The 16704-nt window shown below is 28.7% G+C and carries 17 protein-coding genes; 2 read left to right on the top strand and 15 right to left on the bottom strand.

Going from position 1 to position 16704, the window contains the following annotated elements:
* Genes AQ1685_RS19885 through rnpA form a run of 7 tightly spaced genes read right to left on the bottom strand, consistent with a single transcriptional unit; the run spans position 1 to position 8295 of the window.
* Entirely contained in the window at positions 1-1377 is a 1377-nt protein-coding gene (locus AQ1685_RS19885) for a lipopolysaccharide biosynthesis protein (protein WP_095074884.1), read from the bottom strand.
* Positions 1370-2422, bottom strand: a complete 1053-nt coding sequence (locus AQ1685_RS19880; RefSeq protein ID WP_095074883.1) for a GDP-L-fucose synthase family protein — start codon at positions 2420-2422, stop codon at positions 1370-1372. The genes AQ1685_RS19885 and AQ1685_RS19880 overlap by 8 nt, the downstream gene beginning before the upstream one ends.
* Positions 2415-3530 carry a GDP-mannose 4,6-dehydratase gene (gene gmd, locus AQ1685_RS19875; RefSeq protein ID WP_095074882.1) on the bottom strand — a complete coding sequence of 372 codons (1116 nt, stop codon included), beginning with the start codon at positions 3528-3530 and terminating at the stop codon, positions 2415-2417. The genes AQ1685_RS19880 and gmd overlap by 8 nt, the downstream gene beginning before the upstream one ends.
* A gap of 33 nt (positions 3531-3563) precedes the next feature.
* Entirely contained in the window at positions 3564-4616 is a 1053-nt protein-coding gene (locus AQ1685_RS19870) for a hypothetical protein (RefSeq protein WP_095074881.1), read from the bottom strand.
* 2 nt (positions 4617-4618) lie between these two features.
* Positions 4619-6292 carry a DUF6909 family protein gene (locus tag AQ1685_RS19865; protein WP_095074880.1) on the bottom strand — a complete coding sequence of 558 codons (1674 nt, stop codon included), beginning with the start codon at positions 6290-6292 and terminating at the stop codon, positions 4619-4621.
* Between the two features lie 7 nt (positions 6293-6299).
* Entirely contained in the window at positions 6300-7922 is a 1623-nt protein-coding gene (locus tag AQ1685_RS19860) for a S41 family peptidase (protein ID WP_095074879.1), read from the bottom strand.
* Positions 7912-8295, bottom strand: a complete 384-nt coding sequence (rnpA, locus tag AQ1685_RS19855; protein ID WP_095074878.1) for a ribonuclease P protein component — start codon at positions 8293-8295, stop codon at positions 7912-7914. Before rnpA ends, AQ1685_RS19860 begins: the two co-directional genes overlap by 11 nt.
* A 69-nt stretch (positions 8296-8364) precedes the next feature.
* On the opposite strand from rnpA, the gene AQ1685_RS19850 reads away from it, so the two are divergent.
* On the top strand, positions 8365-9543 hold the full coding sequence (locus tag AQ1685_RS19850) for an acyl-CoA dehydrogenase family protein (RefSeq protein WP_095074877.1): 1179 nt from the start codon (positions 8365-8367) through the stop codon (positions 9541-9543).
* A gap of 830 nt (positions 9544-10373) precedes the next feature.
* Here the strand turns inward: AQ1685_RS19850 and AQ1685_RS19845 are convergent.
* The 6 genes from AQ1685_RS19845 to AQ1685_RS19820 all read right to left on the bottom strand — a co-directional run bounded on the left by AQ1685_RS19845 (position 10374) and on the right by AQ1685_RS19820 (position 14766).
* Positions 10374-11054 carry a LytR/AlgR family response regulator transcription factor gene (locus AQ1685_RS19845; RefSeq protein ID WP_162288589.1) on the bottom strand — a complete coding sequence of 227 codons (681 nt, stop codon included), beginning with the start codon at positions 11052-11054 and terminating at the stop codon, positions 10374-10376.
* A complete protein-coding gene (locus tag AQ1685_RS19840; protein WP_157730299.1) occupies positions 11054-12070 on the bottom strand; it encodes a sensor histidine kinase in 1017 nt (338 codons plus the stop codon). Before AQ1685_RS19840 ends, AQ1685_RS19845 begins: the two co-directional genes overlap by 1 nt.
* Positions 12070-12720: a hypothetical protein gene (locus AQ1685_RS19835; protein WP_095074874.1), complete on the bottom strand. Its 651-nt coding sequence runs from the start codon at positions 12718-12720 to the stop codon at positions 12070-12072. Before AQ1685_RS19835 ends, AQ1685_RS19840 begins: the two co-directional genes overlap by 1 nt.
* 116 nt (positions 12721-12836) lie before the next feature.
* The gene (locus tag AQ1685_RS19830; protein WP_095074873.1) at positions 12837-13316 is read right to left on the bottom strand and encodes a hypothetical protein; all 480 of its coding nucleotides are present in this window, start codon (positions 13314-13316) and stop codon (positions 12837-12839) included.
* Positions 13317-13568: 252 nt separating this feature from the next.
* A complete protein-coding gene (locus tag AQ1685_RS19825; protein WP_095074872.1) occupies positions 13569-14183 on the bottom strand; it encodes an NAD(P)/FAD-dependent oxidoreductase in 615 nt (204 codons plus the stop codon).
* Between the two features lies 1 nt (position 14184).
* Positions 14185-14766: a MarC family protein gene (locus tag AQ1685_RS19820; RefSeq protein WP_095074871.1), complete on the bottom strand. Its 582-nt coding sequence runs from the start codon at positions 14764-14766 to the stop codon at positions 14185-14187.
* A gap of 94 nt (positions 14767-14860) precedes the next feature.
* Between AQ1685_RS19820 and AQ1685_RS19815 the strand changes: the two genes are divergently transcribed.
* Positions 14861-15427 (top strand): DUF3109 family protein, encoded by a 567-nt coding sequence (locus AQ1685_RS19815; protein WP_095074870.1) that lies wholly within the window; start codon positions 14861-14863, stop codon positions 15425-15427.
* A 2-nt stretch (positions 15428-15429) separates the two neighbouring features.
* Here AQ1685_RS19815 and AQ1685_RS19810 read toward each other — a convergent pair whose 3' ends face one another.
* Both AQ1685_RS19810 and AQ1685_RS19805 read right to left on the bottom strand, forming a co-directional pair.
* Positions 15430-16149 carry a tetratricopeptide repeat protein gene (locus AQ1685_RS19810; protein WP_095074869.1) on the bottom strand — a complete coding sequence of 240 codons (720 nt, stop codon included), beginning with the start codon at positions 16147-16149 and terminating at the stop codon, positions 15430-15432.
* The gene (locus tag AQ1685_RS19805; RefSeq protein ID WP_095074868.1) at positions 16142-16684 is read right to left on the bottom strand and encodes an RNA polymerase sigma factor; all 543 of its coding nucleotides are present in this window, start codon (positions 16682-16684) and stop codon (positions 16142-16144) included. Before AQ1685_RS19805 ends, AQ1685_RS19810 begins: the two co-directional genes overlap by 8 nt.
* Between the last annotated feature and the right edge of the window lie 20 nt (positions 16685-16704).

Here is a 16704-nt window from a genome sequence, read left to right as displayed (position 1 = left end):
TTAGGTGTATTTAAATACGTAAATAAATAAGATTGATGATATTAAAATTGCTAATATTGTAACAAAATGATTTTGTGGTATAATTTTATTATAAAAAATTAGGTCCATTTTTCTATTATATAAAACCGTAGATATAGCATAAGTAATTAAAAATGATAGAATTATTAAGTGTAAACTCTCATAAGTAGATAAAAAATAAAAACTAACATATAAAACAATAGAATTTATAAAACTAAAAAGGAATACAGTTTTTATTTTTCCTAAACCCAACAGATAATAATAGGGAATTGTGATGGTTGCTAGTATGGGAAGTATACTCACAAATAACGTTATATATTTTTTTGCTTTATTATACTCTTCATAACCTAGCCATAAACTAAAAAAGAAATCACCCAAAAGTAAAATACTTAATGTACTCAACGAACTTAACATAAGTATTGATTTTGAGCTTTTTATATACGATGTTGGATTTAACTTCCCTCGTCCTTCAAAAGAAACTTTTGGGAATAACCAAGAGGCAGATGAAGATATTAGCATATGTAATTGGTAAAAAATGTTTACAGCAATACTGTAATATGTTACCACTTTTAAGTCATATAATACGGCAACAATCCATTTGTCTAATTGAGTAGAAATTAGTACAAACAGATCGTTTAACCACACCCAAAAACTAAACGTAATAAAATCTTTAAATATTTTCCATTTTACATTTAGAAAAAAAGAAATCTCTGGATACCAATATTTGTTTAAAAAACAATGAAAAACAAAAAAAAAGAAAGAAAAGATTAAAGAATATGTATACAAGCATACCAAATCTTTTGTAATTAGGATAACAATTATTTGAATTGAAAACCTAATTATTTTGCTTACTGTTGAGATAATTAATGCTCTATCAAATCTCTCAAATCCTTTATGAAGACCATTGAAATTTTTCTCAAAGTTTTCAATGAGAAAAAAAGGAATAGCATAAACAATAATATTTTTAAAAATAATAGTATTTGCAGTTGGTTTAATTAAAGAAGATATTATGTAATCAGATAACAATAGAGTTAAACATAGGACTAATAAAGAAAGTACTAACTGAAAAACAAATATTGTACTACTAAATTCTTTGATTTTGCCTATTTGTTTTTTTCCACGATAACTAGAAATGTATTTGGTAATAGTAAAGTTTCCACCCAAATTAAAAATTGCAGCAAAGTATAATAAGCTTTGTACTAAAACATAGATACCATATTTTCCAGGCCCTAAATTTTTTAGAAAAATAGGTAATGAAATAATTATGAATAAAAGATTAGTTCCCGATTCAGAAATTGTAAAAAGAGATTTTGCTAATGATTTAGAAGCAATAAGTTTTTTTATTTTATTTCTAGTCAATGTTAGTTTCTATATACCATTTATACATTCTATCTATTCCATCTGTTAGCTCAACTGAATGTTTCCACGCTAAACTATTTAGTTTAGTTACATCTGTAACTTTTCTCATAGTACCATCAGGCTTATTACTATTAAACATTAATGTGCCTTTAAATCCTACTCTTTCTTTTATTAATAGAGCCAATTCTTGTATTGATATTTCTTTTCCTGTACCAATATTTATGTGTGTGTTTTTTACTTCTTTAAAATCCTTAATTAAGTCTTTAAAATCAACTTTATTCATAATATGAACACACGCATCAGCCATGTCTTCACTCCATAAAAACTCTCTTTTAGGTTTTCCTGAACCCCAAATTTCAACACTTTCAGAAGATACTCCGAATTTTGATAAATAAGATTTTGCTTCTTCTATTGAAGTTACATTCAAATCACTAATAATTTCAGATTCTTTTCCTTCAGATAATAATTTAGCTAAATGTATTTTTCTTATCAAAGCCGGTAGTACATGAGACTTTTCTAAATCAAAATTATCATTAGGGCCATATAAGTTTGTTGGCATTACAGAAATGAAATTAGTATCATACTGTAAATTATAACTTTCACACATTTTTATTCCTGCAATTTTTGCTATTGCATACGGTTCGTTTGTGTATTCTAATTCTCCTGTTAATAGTGAATTTTCCACTAAAGGTTGAGGTGCATTTTTAGGGTAAATGCATGTGCTTCCTAAGAATAAAAGTTTTTTTACATTGTGCTTATAACTTTCATGAATCACGTTATTTTGAATCATTAGATTAGCATAAATAAAATCTGCTCTATACGTATTATTGGCAATAATACCACCAACCTTTGCAGCTGCTAAAAACACATATTCAGGTTTTTCTTTTCTAAAAAAAGAAGCGGTTTCGGTTTGATTTGTTAAATCTAACTCATCATGTGTTCTGGTAATAATATTTGTGAAACCTTTTTGTTTAAGGTTTTTAGTTATAGCACTACCTACTAAACCTCTATGTCCTGCAACAAATATTTTAGAAGATTTATTCATAGTTATTTAAAATATTATGACCACCTTTTTGTAAATATCTTTCACGTTCCATTAATTTTAGATCACTTTCCATCATTTCTTTTACCATGTCTTCAAGTGTGTATTCTGGAACCCAGCCTAATTTTTCTTTTGCTTTTGAAGCGTCTCCTATTAATAAATCTACCTCTGTTGGACGATAATAATGAGGATCGATACAGGTTACTGTTTTTCCTATTTCTAAGTTGAAATTAGTGTTGTTACACGACTTTATAATTCCTTTTTCGTCTTTACCTTCTCCTTCAAATGATAATTCTACACCTATTTCATTAAAAGCCATTTTAACAAAGTCTCTTACTGTAGTTGTTTTACCTGTTGCAATCACCCAATCTTCTGGTTGTTCGGCTTGTAAAATCATCCACATCATGCGAACATAATCTTTTGCATGTCCCCAATCTCTTTGAGCATTTAAATTTCCTAGGTATAATTTATCTTGTAAACCGTGAGCAATTTTTGAAACAGCTCTGGTAATTTTACGTGTAACAAAAGTTTCTCCACGTATTGGAGATTCATGATTAAATAAAATTCCGTTACATCCAAAAATATTATAAGCTTCTCTATAGTTTACAGTAATCCAATATGCATACATTTTCGCAACACCATACGGACTTCTTGGGTAAAAAGGTGTTGTTTCTGATTGTGGTACTTCTTGAACTTTTCCATAAAGCTCTGATGTAGAAGCTTGATAAATTTTAGTTTTGTTTTCAAGTTTTAAAATTCGAATAGCTTCGAGTAATCTTAATGTTCCTAGTCCATCAACATTAGCGGTATATTCAGGTGTTTCAAATGACACATGAACATGACTCATAGCTGCAAGATTGTAGATTTCATCAGGCTGAACTTCTTGCAGAATTCTAATAAGATTAGTACCATCAGTCATATCTCCATAATGAAGAATCAAATTCCTGTTTTTAGTGTGTGGATCTTGATATAAATGATCTATTCGTTTTGTGTTAAAGCTTGAAGCTCGTCTTTTTATACCATGGACTATATAGTTTTTCTCTAATAAAAGTTCCGCTAAATATGCACCGTCCTGTCCTGTAATTCCTGTTATTAAAGCTACTTTTTTCATTTTATAATAAGACTAGTTAAAAAAGAATAAATATTAAGATGATTTATTGCTTCTGTAAGATTCTAAATATGAATTTAATTTGAGTAATAATAGTCCTGCTATCATCAAAGCTAAACCAGCTAATCCGAATTGAAAAGCTTTATTTTTTTCAATTTCTTTAATTTCATGACCAATAGGTTGAAAGTCAGATATGATGTTAATTACCTCCGATTTTTCAGATAAATCGTCATTAATTTCAATTAAACTTTCGTTGATTTTAATATCAGTATCAAAGAGTTTCAATTCTTTATTTGAGTTATTCGTCCTCTGTCCCAAATCAATATTAGTTCCAGAACTTGTTTTTTTAGCTTCCTCTAATAAAACTTTTTTATATAAATAATGTAGGGAATCTGCTTTTTGAAGATTTTTTCTTAACAAGGAGTCTGTTCTTAATAAGTTTTGCTTATTAATTTTTTTTAAGTTCTTGAAGTAACTATTATTTATAATTGAAGAAATAATTGGTCTACTTAATTTGGTAAAGAAATTATTTTTGTTAGAAACTACTGATATTTCATGCACTTTATAATCAAACTTGGTAAAAGCATTTTTGAATTTTTCATAAGAATAGCTTTTTACAGTTGAGGTATCTATAACCTGAATAAGTTCATCAAATGACGTTAAAATATCATTTTCGTTAATTACAGGATTTATTTTAAAACTCTTTAATGATTGAGCTTCTTCAGGGGTAATTTTAAATATGGTAGATAAATCTGTACTTTTCTTTTGTTTAACAAGATCGTTGTAAAATTTTACACTATTGTATAATTCTCTTGTACTTCCAAAATTTGGTTTTACATAAAGATTTCCTTCGTATCTATCTCCTGAGTTTTTTTCTAATAGTAGACCAACACCAACACCTATTAGAGAAGCAATACCTAATTTGATAATATTTTCTTTAAAAAAGAGTAAAACTTCTATCAGAAAAGTGAAAATAGTTTTAAAGATTGAACCTATAAAACTAAAAAGTTTAGAAAACCCTTTTCCTATGATAATGAATAAAGATCCTAAATCTACCTCTTCATTTTCTTTATGATGTTGATCAGACATTTTTAGTCGTTTAAGATTTGTTCTAGTATTTTTTGTGTGATAGCATAAGTTGGTGTTACACCACTCATTCCTAATCCACCAGAAGCTAATGTTGCTCCTGTTTCTAATGGATTATCCGAAGCATAATATGCATATCTTACTTTCACATTTTCACCAATATTACCTCTAATCTTAGATGCTGATTGAATAGCTTTTTGGTAATGCGCTCCTTCCATTTCTAACCCAATAACATCCCACGTTGAGTCATGGAAGAATTTTAAAAGATCTTTATTTTGTAAAGAAGTTCCTAATACAGTAACCATGGCACCATCAAATACTTCAACACCAAAACCTTCTAAGTCTTCTTTTTTAAGTTCGTTCTTAAATGGATAGTTATCTGCTGTACCTTCAAAAATGTGAGAAGAAGGAATCATAATATCTCCTTTACCACCTTCTAAAATTCCTGCTTTACCCATTATAGAAACCGATTCAACATTAATATGAACGATCTCATTATTACACTTGTATGGTTTTAACAATTCATCCATTGTTTCGTAAGCTTGCTCACCAAAAGCATAATCCATTACAATAATTACTGGTTTTGCAGACGAATTCGGACTGTTAAATTTAGTATTGTTGAAATTTACTTTAGCAGTATCAATAATTTGAACATTAATATTAGTTCCACTTCTATCTTTTAAATAAATTAATCCGTTTTCTGAAGCGTAATTTTTTACAGTAGTTTGTAAAGGTTTGCTATTTGCGTTACTTAATAATTCATACAGTTCAAAGCCTGAATTATTTTCTTCTGGTAAAGCGTTTTTGGCATATAATGTATTCAAGACACTGTGCATATTTGCACTGATAATATGAATAGGTCTGTTTAATAAATCGTTTTGTAATAAAGCTTCTTTAATATCATTAGCCCAAATTTCACCATGATAATGACGACCAATTTCTTCTGATAAAACAGAACTAAAACGGATAGATCTTTTCTTATCGTACAGTTCTTCATTAATTGCAAGTTTACCTAACCAATAAATTAATTGGAAGAAACGATGTGGATTTTCCTCTGTTCCGTAAGTATTGTGAGCTTGATAAACTTCTTCATAAGTTCTTCCTAAAATGCTTCCAAGATGAACGATTAAAACGTCTTTTTCTTGATCGGTAAGCGATTTGTTATGAAGAACAGTTTCCTCTAAGTTTTGCCACTCACGAGTTGTTTTTTTACCGTCACTAATTAAAACTCTATCTTTAATTTTATGAGATTCAATGAATAAAAAGGTAAGGTGAGTTAAAATATCATAGATATCAGATCTTCCTCTGGTAATCTCGATATTCATTTGATCTTTATCGATTCGATAACAGTTCCTTCTCCTTTTTGGAGGAATTATGGCTTTAAAATTAGAATTTCTATACCCTTCATCTCCTGTAAGATTAATGAATTGACATTCTTCTATTCCTTCAGGAAGTCTTTCTATAATATAATTTAAACCATTTAATTCAGATTTATCTTCAGCGATAGAACCATAGATTTCTGGTCTAAGTGATAATAATGATTTTCGTAAAGTTTCACCAGAAACTCCCATAGGTTTATAAAATCCACGACTAAATAAGTGACGCATAGAAATGTATAACCGTTCTATTGCATTTGTAGATTCTTGGGCTCTTGTTCTTTCTTTATATATTTTCGACATGTAATTTCTAGCTATTTCCTAGTATTTTATTGTATTTTGATGTATTATTTAATAAATCAACAGCTTGTTTTATTGTAGGATCGTTTTTCAAATGGTATTGATAAACTCCTTTATTATAAAAATATTGTTGCAGAATTTCATCTTGAATTTTTTCTAACAAAATATCTTTGTTTTTGTTGATTTGTTGAACTTTATAGGTTTTAATCTTAGCGATTAATTGATTATAATCTGATGCAACATTATCTTTATTTTTTAGTTTCTTGTAAGCATCTTTAAAAAGTTTTTCTTGTTCAGTAACAAAAGCTGTGTCTTTAACTTTTAAATAAGTTTTAAAACTTTCAAAATCATTAAAAGAGAAAGCATTGATATCTGACTTTTTATTTTGTCTCACATAGTCTGTTGCAAAATTAAAAATCGCTCTCGAACTTAAAAGTTTTTCGGTTTCTTCTGTTTTTTTAGAGATATCAATTTTAATATCAGGAGTTACTCCACCACCGTCATAAACAACTCGACCATTTTCAGTTTTAAAAGCGTTTACTTGACCATCAGAAAATTTAGGCACTTTTCCTGTTTTCCAATCACGATTTGCGTAATCTAATTCTTGAATACATCTACCACTTGGAGTGTAGTATTTTGAGATAGTAGCTTTCATTTGCGTACCATACGGTAAATCAAAATAACGTTGTACTAATCCTTTACCAAAAGATCGCTCACCTAAAACTACAGCACGATCATAATCTTGAAGTGCTCCAGATACAATTTCTGATGCAGAAGCAGATCGATCATTAATCAATACAACAACCGGAAGTGTTTCATCTAATGCGTCTTGATTGGTCGTATAACTTCTTGAATTTTTTCTAGTTTTCCCTTTTGTATCAACAACTTTTTTTCCCTTAGGAATAAATAAATTAGTAATATTTACTGCATCAAACAAAGAACCACCAGGATTACTTCTTAAATCAAAGACTAGTTTTTTCATTCCCTTTTCTTTCAAAACATTAATGGCATTTCGAACACCATCAGTAGATTTTCGAACAGTGAATTGAGTTAGTATAACATATCCAGTATCTTCATTAATCATTTCGAAAAAAGGAACAGGATTATCAATAATTTTATCTAATTTTAAGTCAAAATTTAAAGTTTTATTTCCTCTTTTAATAATTAAGGATACTTCAGTTCCAGGAATTCCTTTTAAAACCTGAGATAAATTTTCATTATCTAAGCCTTCTAATTTTTGATTATTTACATCAATAATTATGTCACCTGCTTTTAAGCCAATCTTATCTGCAGGAAATCCTTGCTTTACTTTACGTATAGTAATTCCTTGTTTAGAATACCAAGAAGAAATACCAATACCTCCATATTCACCTTCTCGTCTAATTTTCGCATCTTCTACCTGTTGTTCATTATAAAAACGAGTGTAAGGATCTAAATTTTCTAACGTATTATTTATCGATTTCGTTGTAATTTCTCCAGGATTAATCTCGTTGATATAATCAATATTTAGTGTCTTATATAAATTGTTATAGATTTCTATTTGTTTAGCAATCTCAAAAAAACGAGATTGAAAAGAGAAAAAAATAAGAACTACACTACTAGTAATTAGAATTAATTTTTTTTTATTTCTCATCTTCAGAAATTTTTTCGGTAAACTTCACTAAAAGTTTTTCCATTGAGTTTTTTAAGTTGGCAAATTGCCACTCTTCTTTTGCAAGATAAGAAATCATGAACACATAAGGTTTATCTACTTCCGAATACACTATATTTTTTTGTAAACGATAACTTTCTCTTAATAAACGTTTAATTCTATTTCTATCTACAGCTTTTTTAAAGTTTCTTTTTGGTACAGAAACTGCACATTGAACAGGAAAATTTGAGAAATGATCTGTTTGTAAATACACCATTCGTAAAGGAAAAACTTTTACAGATTTCCCTTCAGAAAATAACTGAGTAATTAACTTTCTACTTTTTAATCGTTCTTGTTTTCCTAAAGTAAATTTCATTAGGGCAAACATAAGGAAAGAAAGATGAATATCTGTTTTTTTAGCTATTTTTGAATAAAGCAAACAAATATGAAACCCGATCTTTTTCAAGCTCCAGATTATTACCTTATTGATGAGTTGTTATCTGATGAACATAAGCTAGTTAGAAATACTTCCCGTAGTTGGGTAAAAAAGGAACTATCACCAATAATCGAAGAATACGCTCAAAAATCAGAATTTCCAAAACAATTAATAAGTGGATTAGCAGAAGTAGGTGCTTTTGGTTCATATATTCCTTCTGAATATGGAGGAGCAGGATTAGATCAAATATCTTATGGTTTAATTATGCAAGAGCTGGAAAGAGGTGATAGCGGTATTCGTTCTACAGCGTCAGTTCAAACCTCTTTAGTAATGGGACCAATTTATAATTATGGTTCAGAACCACAACGAAAAAAATACTTGCCAAAATTAGCATCTGGAGAATGGATTGGAAGTTTTGGTTTAACAGAACCAAATCATGGTTCGAATCCAGGAGGAATGGAAACGAAGTTTAAAGATATGGGCGATCATTATTTGCTAAATGGAGCAAAAATGTGGATTTCTAATTCTCCTATTTGTGATGTTGCTGTTGTTTGGGCAAAAAATGAAGAAGGTAGGATTCATGGTTTAATTGTAGAACGCGGTATGGAAGGTTTTACAACTCCAGAAACTAAAAATAAATGGTCGTTGAGAGCATCGATTACAGGAGAACTTATTTTTAATAATGTAAAAGTGCCTAAAGAAAATATATTACCCAATAAATCTGGGTTAGGAGCTCCGTTAAAATGTTTAGATCATGCGCGTTATGGTATAGCTTGGGGAGCAATTGGTGCTGCTATGGATTGTTATGATACAGCTTTAAGATACTCAAAAGAAAGAACTCAGTTTGGAAAACCAATTGGACAATTTCAGTTACAACAAAAAAAGTTAGCTGAAATGATTACAGAAATTACAAAAGCACAATTAATGGCTTGGCGATTAGGTGTTTTAAAAAATGAAGGTAAAGCTACTTCAGCACAAATATCTATGGCTAAACGTAATAACGTAGAAATGGCAATTAATATAGCCAGAGAAGCTAGGCAAGTTTTAGGAGCAATGGGAATTTCTGGTGAATATTCTATCATGAGACATGCAATGAATTTAGAAAGTGTAATTACATATGAAGGAACACATGATGTTCATTTATTAATTACTGGACTAGATATTACAGGCTTAAATGCTTTTAAATAAAAAAAGCTACCGAATCCCCGCGGTAGCTTTCTTTGTGTCTAACTAATGTTGAATTGCATAACCGGCCCCTTCTCCCAGTTTGCTAAGCATTTTAGTTATCCCGTTTAAAATAATAGTTAATCGTTCTAATAACCCTTCAAATTGTTTCATTTTGTTCCCGTTTAATGTTCGTTATTTGGTATTAATACAATCCAAATTCTGAACACCCTACGTTTTTTTAAAAAAAGTTTGAAAAGCTATCGAATTTTAGTCGATAGCTTTTACATTAAGTTCGGTTTTTAGTGTTGTAATGCATAACTTGCTCCTTTACCCCACTCTTTTAAAGCTAATAAACAACGCCTTAAAATTCTTCTAGTTTTTATGAAAAAAACTTTCCCCATGATTTTAATTTTTAAAAATAATCCCTAAACTTGTTATTAAAGAATAACACTACAAATATACTAGGCTCTGTAAGGTTTAATCAAGGGGATAACCGCAAGATAGTATGCAATTTTCCGTAAAGTTTTTAAGGTTTTTTCCTAAATAGAAAGCACAAAAAAACCACCTAGTTTTAGGTGGCCATTTATATAGTTTATAGATTCGGGGGGTACTATATTCTAATTTTGTAATGCGTAGCTTGCTCCTTTAGCACATTCAACTAAATTAGCTATAAATGTTTTTGTTATTTTGTTAATCGTTAAAAGTAATAATTTTCCCATATTTTTAATTTTTTATAATCCCTAAAATTTTGTGTAACAAATAATTACATTACAAATATATCACGGGAATTTAATTTTTTAAAAGGGATATCCGCAGAAAAAAATGTGATTTTCCGTAATTAGGTAAAAAAATCAAGAATAATTGTTTAAAATGCTGATTAAGTTTGGTTTATGTTTTTGTCCGATAGGGATTTTATGTTCAGATACTGACAAATGATTCCCTTCAATAAAATTGATTTTTTTAGTATTAATTATATAAGATTTGTGAACTTGAATAAAATCTTTAGATGGAAGCTTTTCAAGCATTGCACTTAATTTACTATATGTAGTTAAAGAGTTATTTTCAGTATGTACTTTTACATAGTCACCTAATGATTGAATAAATAATATTTCATCAAAATTAATAAGATGAAGTCGTTTATCTGCTTTAACAACAAGTTGATGATCGTCTTTTTTTAAAATATCTTTTACTTTAGTTACGGCTTTAAAGAATCTTTCAAATGAGAAAGGTTTTAATAAATAATCGGTAGCATTTACATCAAAGCCTTCTATGGCATATTCTGCATATGCAGTTGTAAAAATTACCAACGGAGGATTAGTTAGAGATTTATAAAAATCTAAACCAGAAATAATAGGCATATTGATATCTAAAAATAATAGATCAATCTTTTCATTTTTCATTATTTCTTTAGCTTCTAATGCATGATTACATGTAGCTTTTAAAGCCAGAAAATCAATTTCATTTACAAACTGTTGTAACACTTGTTGAGAAGAAGGTTCATCATCGATAATGATACAGTTTATTTTTTTCATCATAACTCAATTTTTAATATTACGGTATAATCTGTATCTTTTTGAATAATTTCTAGTGTATATTGATTAGGAAATAAAATTTCTAATTGTTGTTTAACATTTTGTATTCCTATTCCTGAATATTTATCTGTATGATTTTTTTCTAGAAAATTATTAGATATATGGAATGATAGGCGATTATTTTTTTCTACCAAATTAATAATTACAAAAGGATTTTTTATACCACTTTTAATTCCATGTTTAAAAGCATTTTCAATTAAAGGTAATAAAAGCATTGGAGGAATTTTTTGATCTTTTTCTATGGCGTGTTCAAAATTAATTTTAGCATTAAGTACACTTCTGTTTTTTTCAAAATCAATGTAATTTTTAATAAGTTCAATTTCTTTACTTAAAGGAATCTTTTCATTTTCTGTTTCATAAATACCATATCTTAAGATGTTGGACAATTGTAAGATAGCTTGCGTTGTTTCCTCTTTTTTACTGATGGATAAAGAATACAAAACATTTAAAGCATTAAATAAAAAATGAGGATTAATTTGATTTTTTAAAACAGAAAGTTCTAATTGTAAGGCAGCTTTTTCTTTTTGATTGAAGTAAATCCAATCCTCTGCAAGCTTAACAAAAATGGCTAAGAAAACAGCAGTTATAAACAATAATACTGTTTCTGAGTTTTTTAAGTAAGAAATAAAGAAGTAATCTGGAAACAAGAAATCAATTAAAATATTGTGGAATGAAATATTTAAGAAGGAAAAGAATAGCGTAGTTACTAGTACACAAATTACGAAGAGTACATTTTTTTCCTTTTTTAAAAGTTTTGGAATAAAATAATACAATCCTAAAATAACTGGAGGAACTAATGTGATTAGATAGCTTATAGTGTAAATGATATCAATCTTTTGAATAGGATAATCAGAAAAGATAAATAGTAAAATGACAAAAAAGAACAGCCACAATATAACATTGAATGTAGTTATATTGTGCCTGTTCCAAATATTATATTTTTTGTTCAACTTCATTAACTCTTTGTTAAAGTAAATTTTGTTTCCGTTTGCCATTTTTCAGCAGATTCAGAAACCATATATTTCTTTAAAAACTGTTGTAATCCTTCAGAAGTTGCAGTTAATAAAATATCATCTTTCATTGCACCAACTTTTTTGTGTTTGATTTTTATCTTCTTTTCTGTGAATAATTTTTCTAATCTTTTTTCATCAAACCATTTTATACTAACAGTTCCATCATTTAACATATCAAGTTTTACAAGTGAATGCGTATAAATAATATGATACTTCATTAAAGAACTCAAATCAATATTTTCAGAATTAAAAGGAATAAAGTCTAAAAAATATTGATTTCCAATTTTAAAAGGTGTTGCAATAAAAGTAGAAGTTTCTTTCTTTTTCTTGTATTCAACAAAGTAAGAGTTTTTAAACTGTTCTCTTAGTATTTTTTCTTCCTTAGAAATTTCCCCCTTATTGTTTTCAGGCTTAGAGAATTCTGCTTTTGTAGAAATAATAGTCCAACTATTATTACTATTATCTTTCCATTCTCCAATTAAACTTTCAATATGTTTTACAGTGTCTTTTGTGTAAAAAGGATTTAAAGATTTTACAATACAAGAATTAAAAACTATTAAACTTAAAACTAAAATTATGTGTTTCGTTTTCATAATACTCAAATTTAAATTATTTGAGTCAAAAGAACCTCAAAGTAAAAAGAATTGAAACTTTTTTCGATGAACACTATTATTTTCTAGTCAAACATAGAAAAAGAGTATATGGTAAATTATTCTTTAAAGAAAGCGCCAACTATGGCTAACATCATTCCAACAAATGTAGTAGCTGCATTTGTTATACTTTGAGTTGCATCTGTATTTAATATAGCCCATACAACAATAGAAGCTAAACCAATTAAAATATATGCCCAAGCGTAAAGATTACCTAGTTTTTCTTTTAGTTTTTCATCGCTAGCAGTCATGGCAAATTCACCCATTCTTTTCATTTTAGTGTTACCTGAAGATTTAGGTTTGTTTTCTAGGTTTTCATTTTCTGTATCGTCATTACTTTTAACTCCAAAAGCTGCAGCAACAATACCACCTACGAGTCCTGTTAAAGCACTAGCAATGTACATAAGTGCAGGATTTGCTTTAAGTTCGTTGTTTTCTTTTACTTCAAAAGCTTCTATAAAAAGTAGAACAGAACTTACAATGTAGCCAAGTAATGCAACAATAACAATAAAGTTTATGATAGCTTCTTTTCCTTTCATGATAAAGTAGTTAGAGGTTAAAAATCAGTTTGGTATACTCAAATGTAACCTAAAAAAAGAGCAAGTTCAATAAATATTTGTAATTCTTTTTTAGTGCTAATTATCTTAACGCTTATACTTTATTTTGATACGTTAAAGATTTTAGAATTCTTAATAGAAAGGGTTAAAATTATATTTGAGTAGAATTAGAATGAAATTTGTTCGGGGGAATATAAATTTTACTAATTCAATATTCTTCAAAGGCTGAATAATCTATTCAGCCTTTATTTTATCATGAACTTTAGTTGAAATATTATCATTCCATAAAGTAAGAATATCTGTAGCAACCGAAGCGCCGCTACCAGCTGCTATAGCATATTGACTTCTCCAGCCTGCGATTGTTCCGCAGACATATAATCCGTCTTTAATAAGATGATTAAAATTTCGTAGTTGAATTCGATCTTTCATTGGATTAGCACGAGAATGTTTTTCAACATATTGTTCCAATCCAGCTATCGAAAATGGTTTAGCATAATTTAAAGCGACAACAACATTTTTTGCAAAGTGCGTCTCTTTATTAGTTATTACTTTATAACCATCTTGATCGTCGAGAACAGCCTCGACTTTTTCACTATGAATTTGATGAATATGCGGATAAAGTTCGTTCATTTGATTTTTTCCCATCTCTAAAATATCTTTACCTAAAGCGCCAGGATTTAATCCTAAAACGTTATTAAATAAAGCATTTTGTAAGTGTGAACTTCTTTGGTGCATTATAATTCCAATGTTTTTGTCTTTGGCAAACCATTTCTCTTTTGCAGAACCTAAAACTAAGGCACATTGCATACCAGCAACACCACCACCAATAATTAAAGCATCAAACTTCATATTAAGCTAGTAACATTTTAATGTTTGCAGCAAAAAGTTTTACAGCAATTGCCAATAATATTACTCCAAATATTTTTCTAATAATTGCAATACCGTTTTTACCAATAATGCGTTCAATTCTTGCAGAAGTTTTCAATACTAAATAAATAACGATTACATTTAGTAATACAGCTATGATAATATTCATTAATTGAAATTCTGCTCTAAGCGATAATAAAGTTGTTAAACTACCTGGTCCTGCAATTAAAGGAAAGGCTAAAGGAAATACTGTAGCATTGAGCGCTTGATCTTCTTCGTCTTTGTATAACGTGATACCAAGAATCATTTCTAAAGCAATAAAGAATAAGATAAACGAACCCGCAACAGCAAAAGAATTTACATCAATTCCAATAAATCCTAATAATCGTTGTCCTACGAATAAGAATAAAATCATAATTAACCCGGCAATAATTGATGCTTTTTCAGATTGAATATGACCAACTTTTTTTCGTAAATCGATAATAATAGGAATGTTACCTACAATATCAATCACGGCAAATAATACCATGAATGCAGTGAAAATTTCATTTAAATTAAAATCCATAACTGATGTTTTTAGTTATACTTTTTTTAAAACAAGCGGCAAAAGTATGTATTAATGGAATTAAATGTAGTAAAAATAAGTTTATTTTTACGCCATGTTTCAGTTAGGAAAAACAATAGTCTCAGAAGACATTATAGAAAAGGAGTTTGTATGTAATTTATCTGCATGCAAAGGTATTTGTTGTGTTGAAGGAGAAGCAGGAGCTCCATTAGACAAGGAGGAAACAAAGATTTTAGAAGAAATTTATCCGAAAGTAAAGCCATTTCTTCGTAAAGAAGGTGTAGAAGCCATAGAATCTCAAGGAACTTGGGTGACAAGTGATTTTGGAGAATTAGAAACACCACTAGTAAATCATGCAGAGTGCGCTTATGTAATTTTCGATGAAAAAAATACAGCTTTGTGTGCTATAGAAGAAGCTTACAATAAAGGATTAGTAGATTGGAAAAAACCAGTTTCTTGTCATTTATATCCTGTACGAGTAAAAGATTATGCCGAATTCTCTGCTGTGAATTATCATAAATGGGAAATTTGCGATGATGCTTGTTCTTTAGGAGAAGAGTTAGGTGTTCCTGTATACAAGTTTGTAAAAGAAGCTTTAATTAGAAAGTTTGGAGAAAATTGGTACTCAGCATTAGAGAAATTTGCAGAAGAGCGTAAATAAATTTATAATTTATTAAGTAGCTCTTCTATTTCCTTGCTTTTGTATTTACTTAATTCTTGAACATTTTTAAAATATTTTTTAGCTTGTTCTTTACTGTTTAGTTGTAAGTAACTTAAACCTAAATACCAGTTTGCCTTATCTTTAAATATTTCTTCTTTAGTAAGATATTCGTTTAAAGCGCTAATTGCTTGTTCGGGTTGTTGTAAAGACAGCAAACAATTCGCTTTGTATAAAAGTAAATGTGATTTTTGAGTGTTATTATACGCAGATTCAAACAAAGTTAAAGCCTCATTATATTCTTGCTTTTCGTAGCTTAAAAAAGCTTTAAACTCGATAGTTTCAGATGATTCTCCTCTTACAATAGGTTGCACTACATTTTCGTACGGACTGTAATACTCTCGAAATAAATCTTCTGAAGAAGCAGGATTATTGAGTAAAAAATAAGCTCCCAGTGAAAAAATTAAAACAATAGATGCTGCAACTTTTAAGAGTGGGAATGCAGATTTTTTCTTTACTTTATTAGTAATGTCAAATTCTAAGTCTTGAAGCTCTTTCTTTAATTCTTCCCTTTCATTTTGATGAATAGCTTTTTGAAGGTTCGATTGAAATTCAAAATCTTTTTTAAACTCAGAATCCGTATTGATTAATGAATCAAACTCTTCACGTTCAATTGAAGACAAAGTACCTTCAAAATATTTTTCTATAAGTGAAAGTTTATCCATTGATTTTAGATTTTAATTGTTTTAAACATCTTGATTTCTGACTTTTAACTACATTTTTATTGTCGTATTTCAAATAGTCTTTAATCTCTTCTATAGTTAAATTATTATAATAAAATAGTGTTAGAACCTCTTTGCATTTTTTTCCTAATTGGAGTAATGCTTTTTGAATTTGTCTCTGTTGTAAGTTAATTGTATCAGAAAAACTTGGAACTTCAACAGTATCATAATCATCTTTTATATCATGATTTACAATACTCACTTCTTTACTTTGTTTTCTGTTTTTATCAAAAATCATATATTTTCCTATACCAAATAAATATGTTTTCAACGTACAATTTAAATCATCTGTTTTTCCTTTTAGTACTTGTTCTCTAAAAGCAATAATAGCATCTTGATATACATCTAAGATATCTTCATCAGAAGAACTAAACTTTTTACCAAACACTAAAAAAGGTTCTCTATAAGTTGTATAGATTTCCTTTAATATTTTAGTGTCTCCTTTTTTTATACGCTGGAGTTTCTCACTATCATTCATTTAGTGTCATTTTTTTTCTA

It is taken from the genome of Tenacibaculum jejuense, assembly GCF_900198195.1.
GTDB classification, from domain to species: domain Bacteria; phylum Bacteroidota; class Bacteroidia; order Flavobacteriales; family Flavobacteriaceae; genus Polaribacter; species Polaribacter jejuensis.
Note: the sequence above shows the minus strand (reverse complement) of the source record. Positions and strands in the feature narration are given on the sequence as shown.

What these genes read in the sequence shown, in the direction of transcription:
- AQ1685_RS19850 (WP_095074877.1), top strand. Translation starts at nt 8,365, where the DNA reads ATGAAACCCGATCTTTTTCAAGCTCCAGATTATTACCTTATTGATGAG.
- AQ1685_RS19810 (WP_095074869.1), bottom strand. Translation starts at nt 16,149, where the DNA reads ATGGATAAACTTTCACTTATAGAAAAATATTTTGAAGGTACTTTGTCT.
- AQ1685_RS19865 (WP_095074880.1), bottom strand. Translation starts at nt 6,292, where the DNA reads ATGTCGAAAATATATAAAGAAAGAACAAGAGCCCAAGAATCTACAAAT.
- gmd (WP_095074882.1), bottom strand. Translation starts at nt 3,530, where the DNA reads ATGAAAAAAGTAGCTTTAATAACAGGAATTACAGGACAGGACGGTGCA.
- AQ1685_RS19820 (WP_095074871.1), bottom strand. Translation starts at nt 14,766, where the DNA reads ATGGATTTTAATTTAAATGAAATTTTCACTGCATTCATGGTATTATTT.
- AQ1685_RS19815 (WP_095074870.1), top strand. Translation starts at nt 14,861, where the DNA reads ATGTTTCAGTTAGGAAAAACAATAGTCTCAGAAGACATTATAGAAAAG.
- AQ1685_RS19835 (WP_095074874.1), bottom strand. Translation starts at nt 12,720, where the DNA reads ATGAAAACGAAACACATAATTTTAGTTTTAAGTTTAATAGTTTTTAAT.
- AQ1685_RS19845 (WP_162288589.1), bottom strand. Translation starts at nt 11,054, where the DNA reads ATGAAAAAAATAAACTGTATCATTATCGATGATGAACCTTCTTCTCAA.
- AQ1685_RS19825 (WP_095074872.1), bottom strand. Translation starts at nt 14,183, where the DNA reads ATGAAGTTTGATGCTTTAATTATTGGTGGTGGTGTTGCTGGTATGCAA.
- rnpA (WP_095074878.1), bottom strand. Translation starts at nt 8,295, where the DNA reads ATGAAATTTACTTTAGGAAAACAAGAACGATTAAAAAGTAGAAAGTTA.
- AQ1685_RS19830 (WP_095074873.1), bottom strand. Translation starts at nt 13,316, where the DNA reads ATGAAAGGAAAAGAAGCTATCATAAACTTTATTGTTATTGTTGCATTA.
- AQ1685_RS19870 (WP_095074881.1), bottom strand. Translation starts at nt 4,616, where the DNA reads ATGTCTGATCAACATCATAAAGAAAATGAAGAGGTAGATTTAGGATCT.
- AQ1685_RS19840 (WP_157730299.1), bottom strand. Translation starts at nt 12,070, where the DNA reads ATGAAGTTGAACAAAAAATATAATATTTGGAACAGGCACAATATAACT.
- AQ1685_RS19860 (WP_095074879.1), bottom strand. Translation starts at nt 7,922, where the DNA reads ATGAGAAATAAAAAAAAATTAATTCTAATTACTAGTAGTGTAGTTCTT.
- AQ1685_RS19880 (WP_095074883.1), bottom strand. Translation starts at nt 2,422, where the DNA reads ATGAATAAATCTTCTAAAATATTTGTTGCAGGACATAGAGGTTTAGTA.
- AQ1685_RS19805 (WP_095074868.1), bottom strand. Translation starts at nt 16,684, where the DNA reads ATGAATGATAGTGAGAAACTCCAGCGTATAAAAAAAGGAGACACTAAA.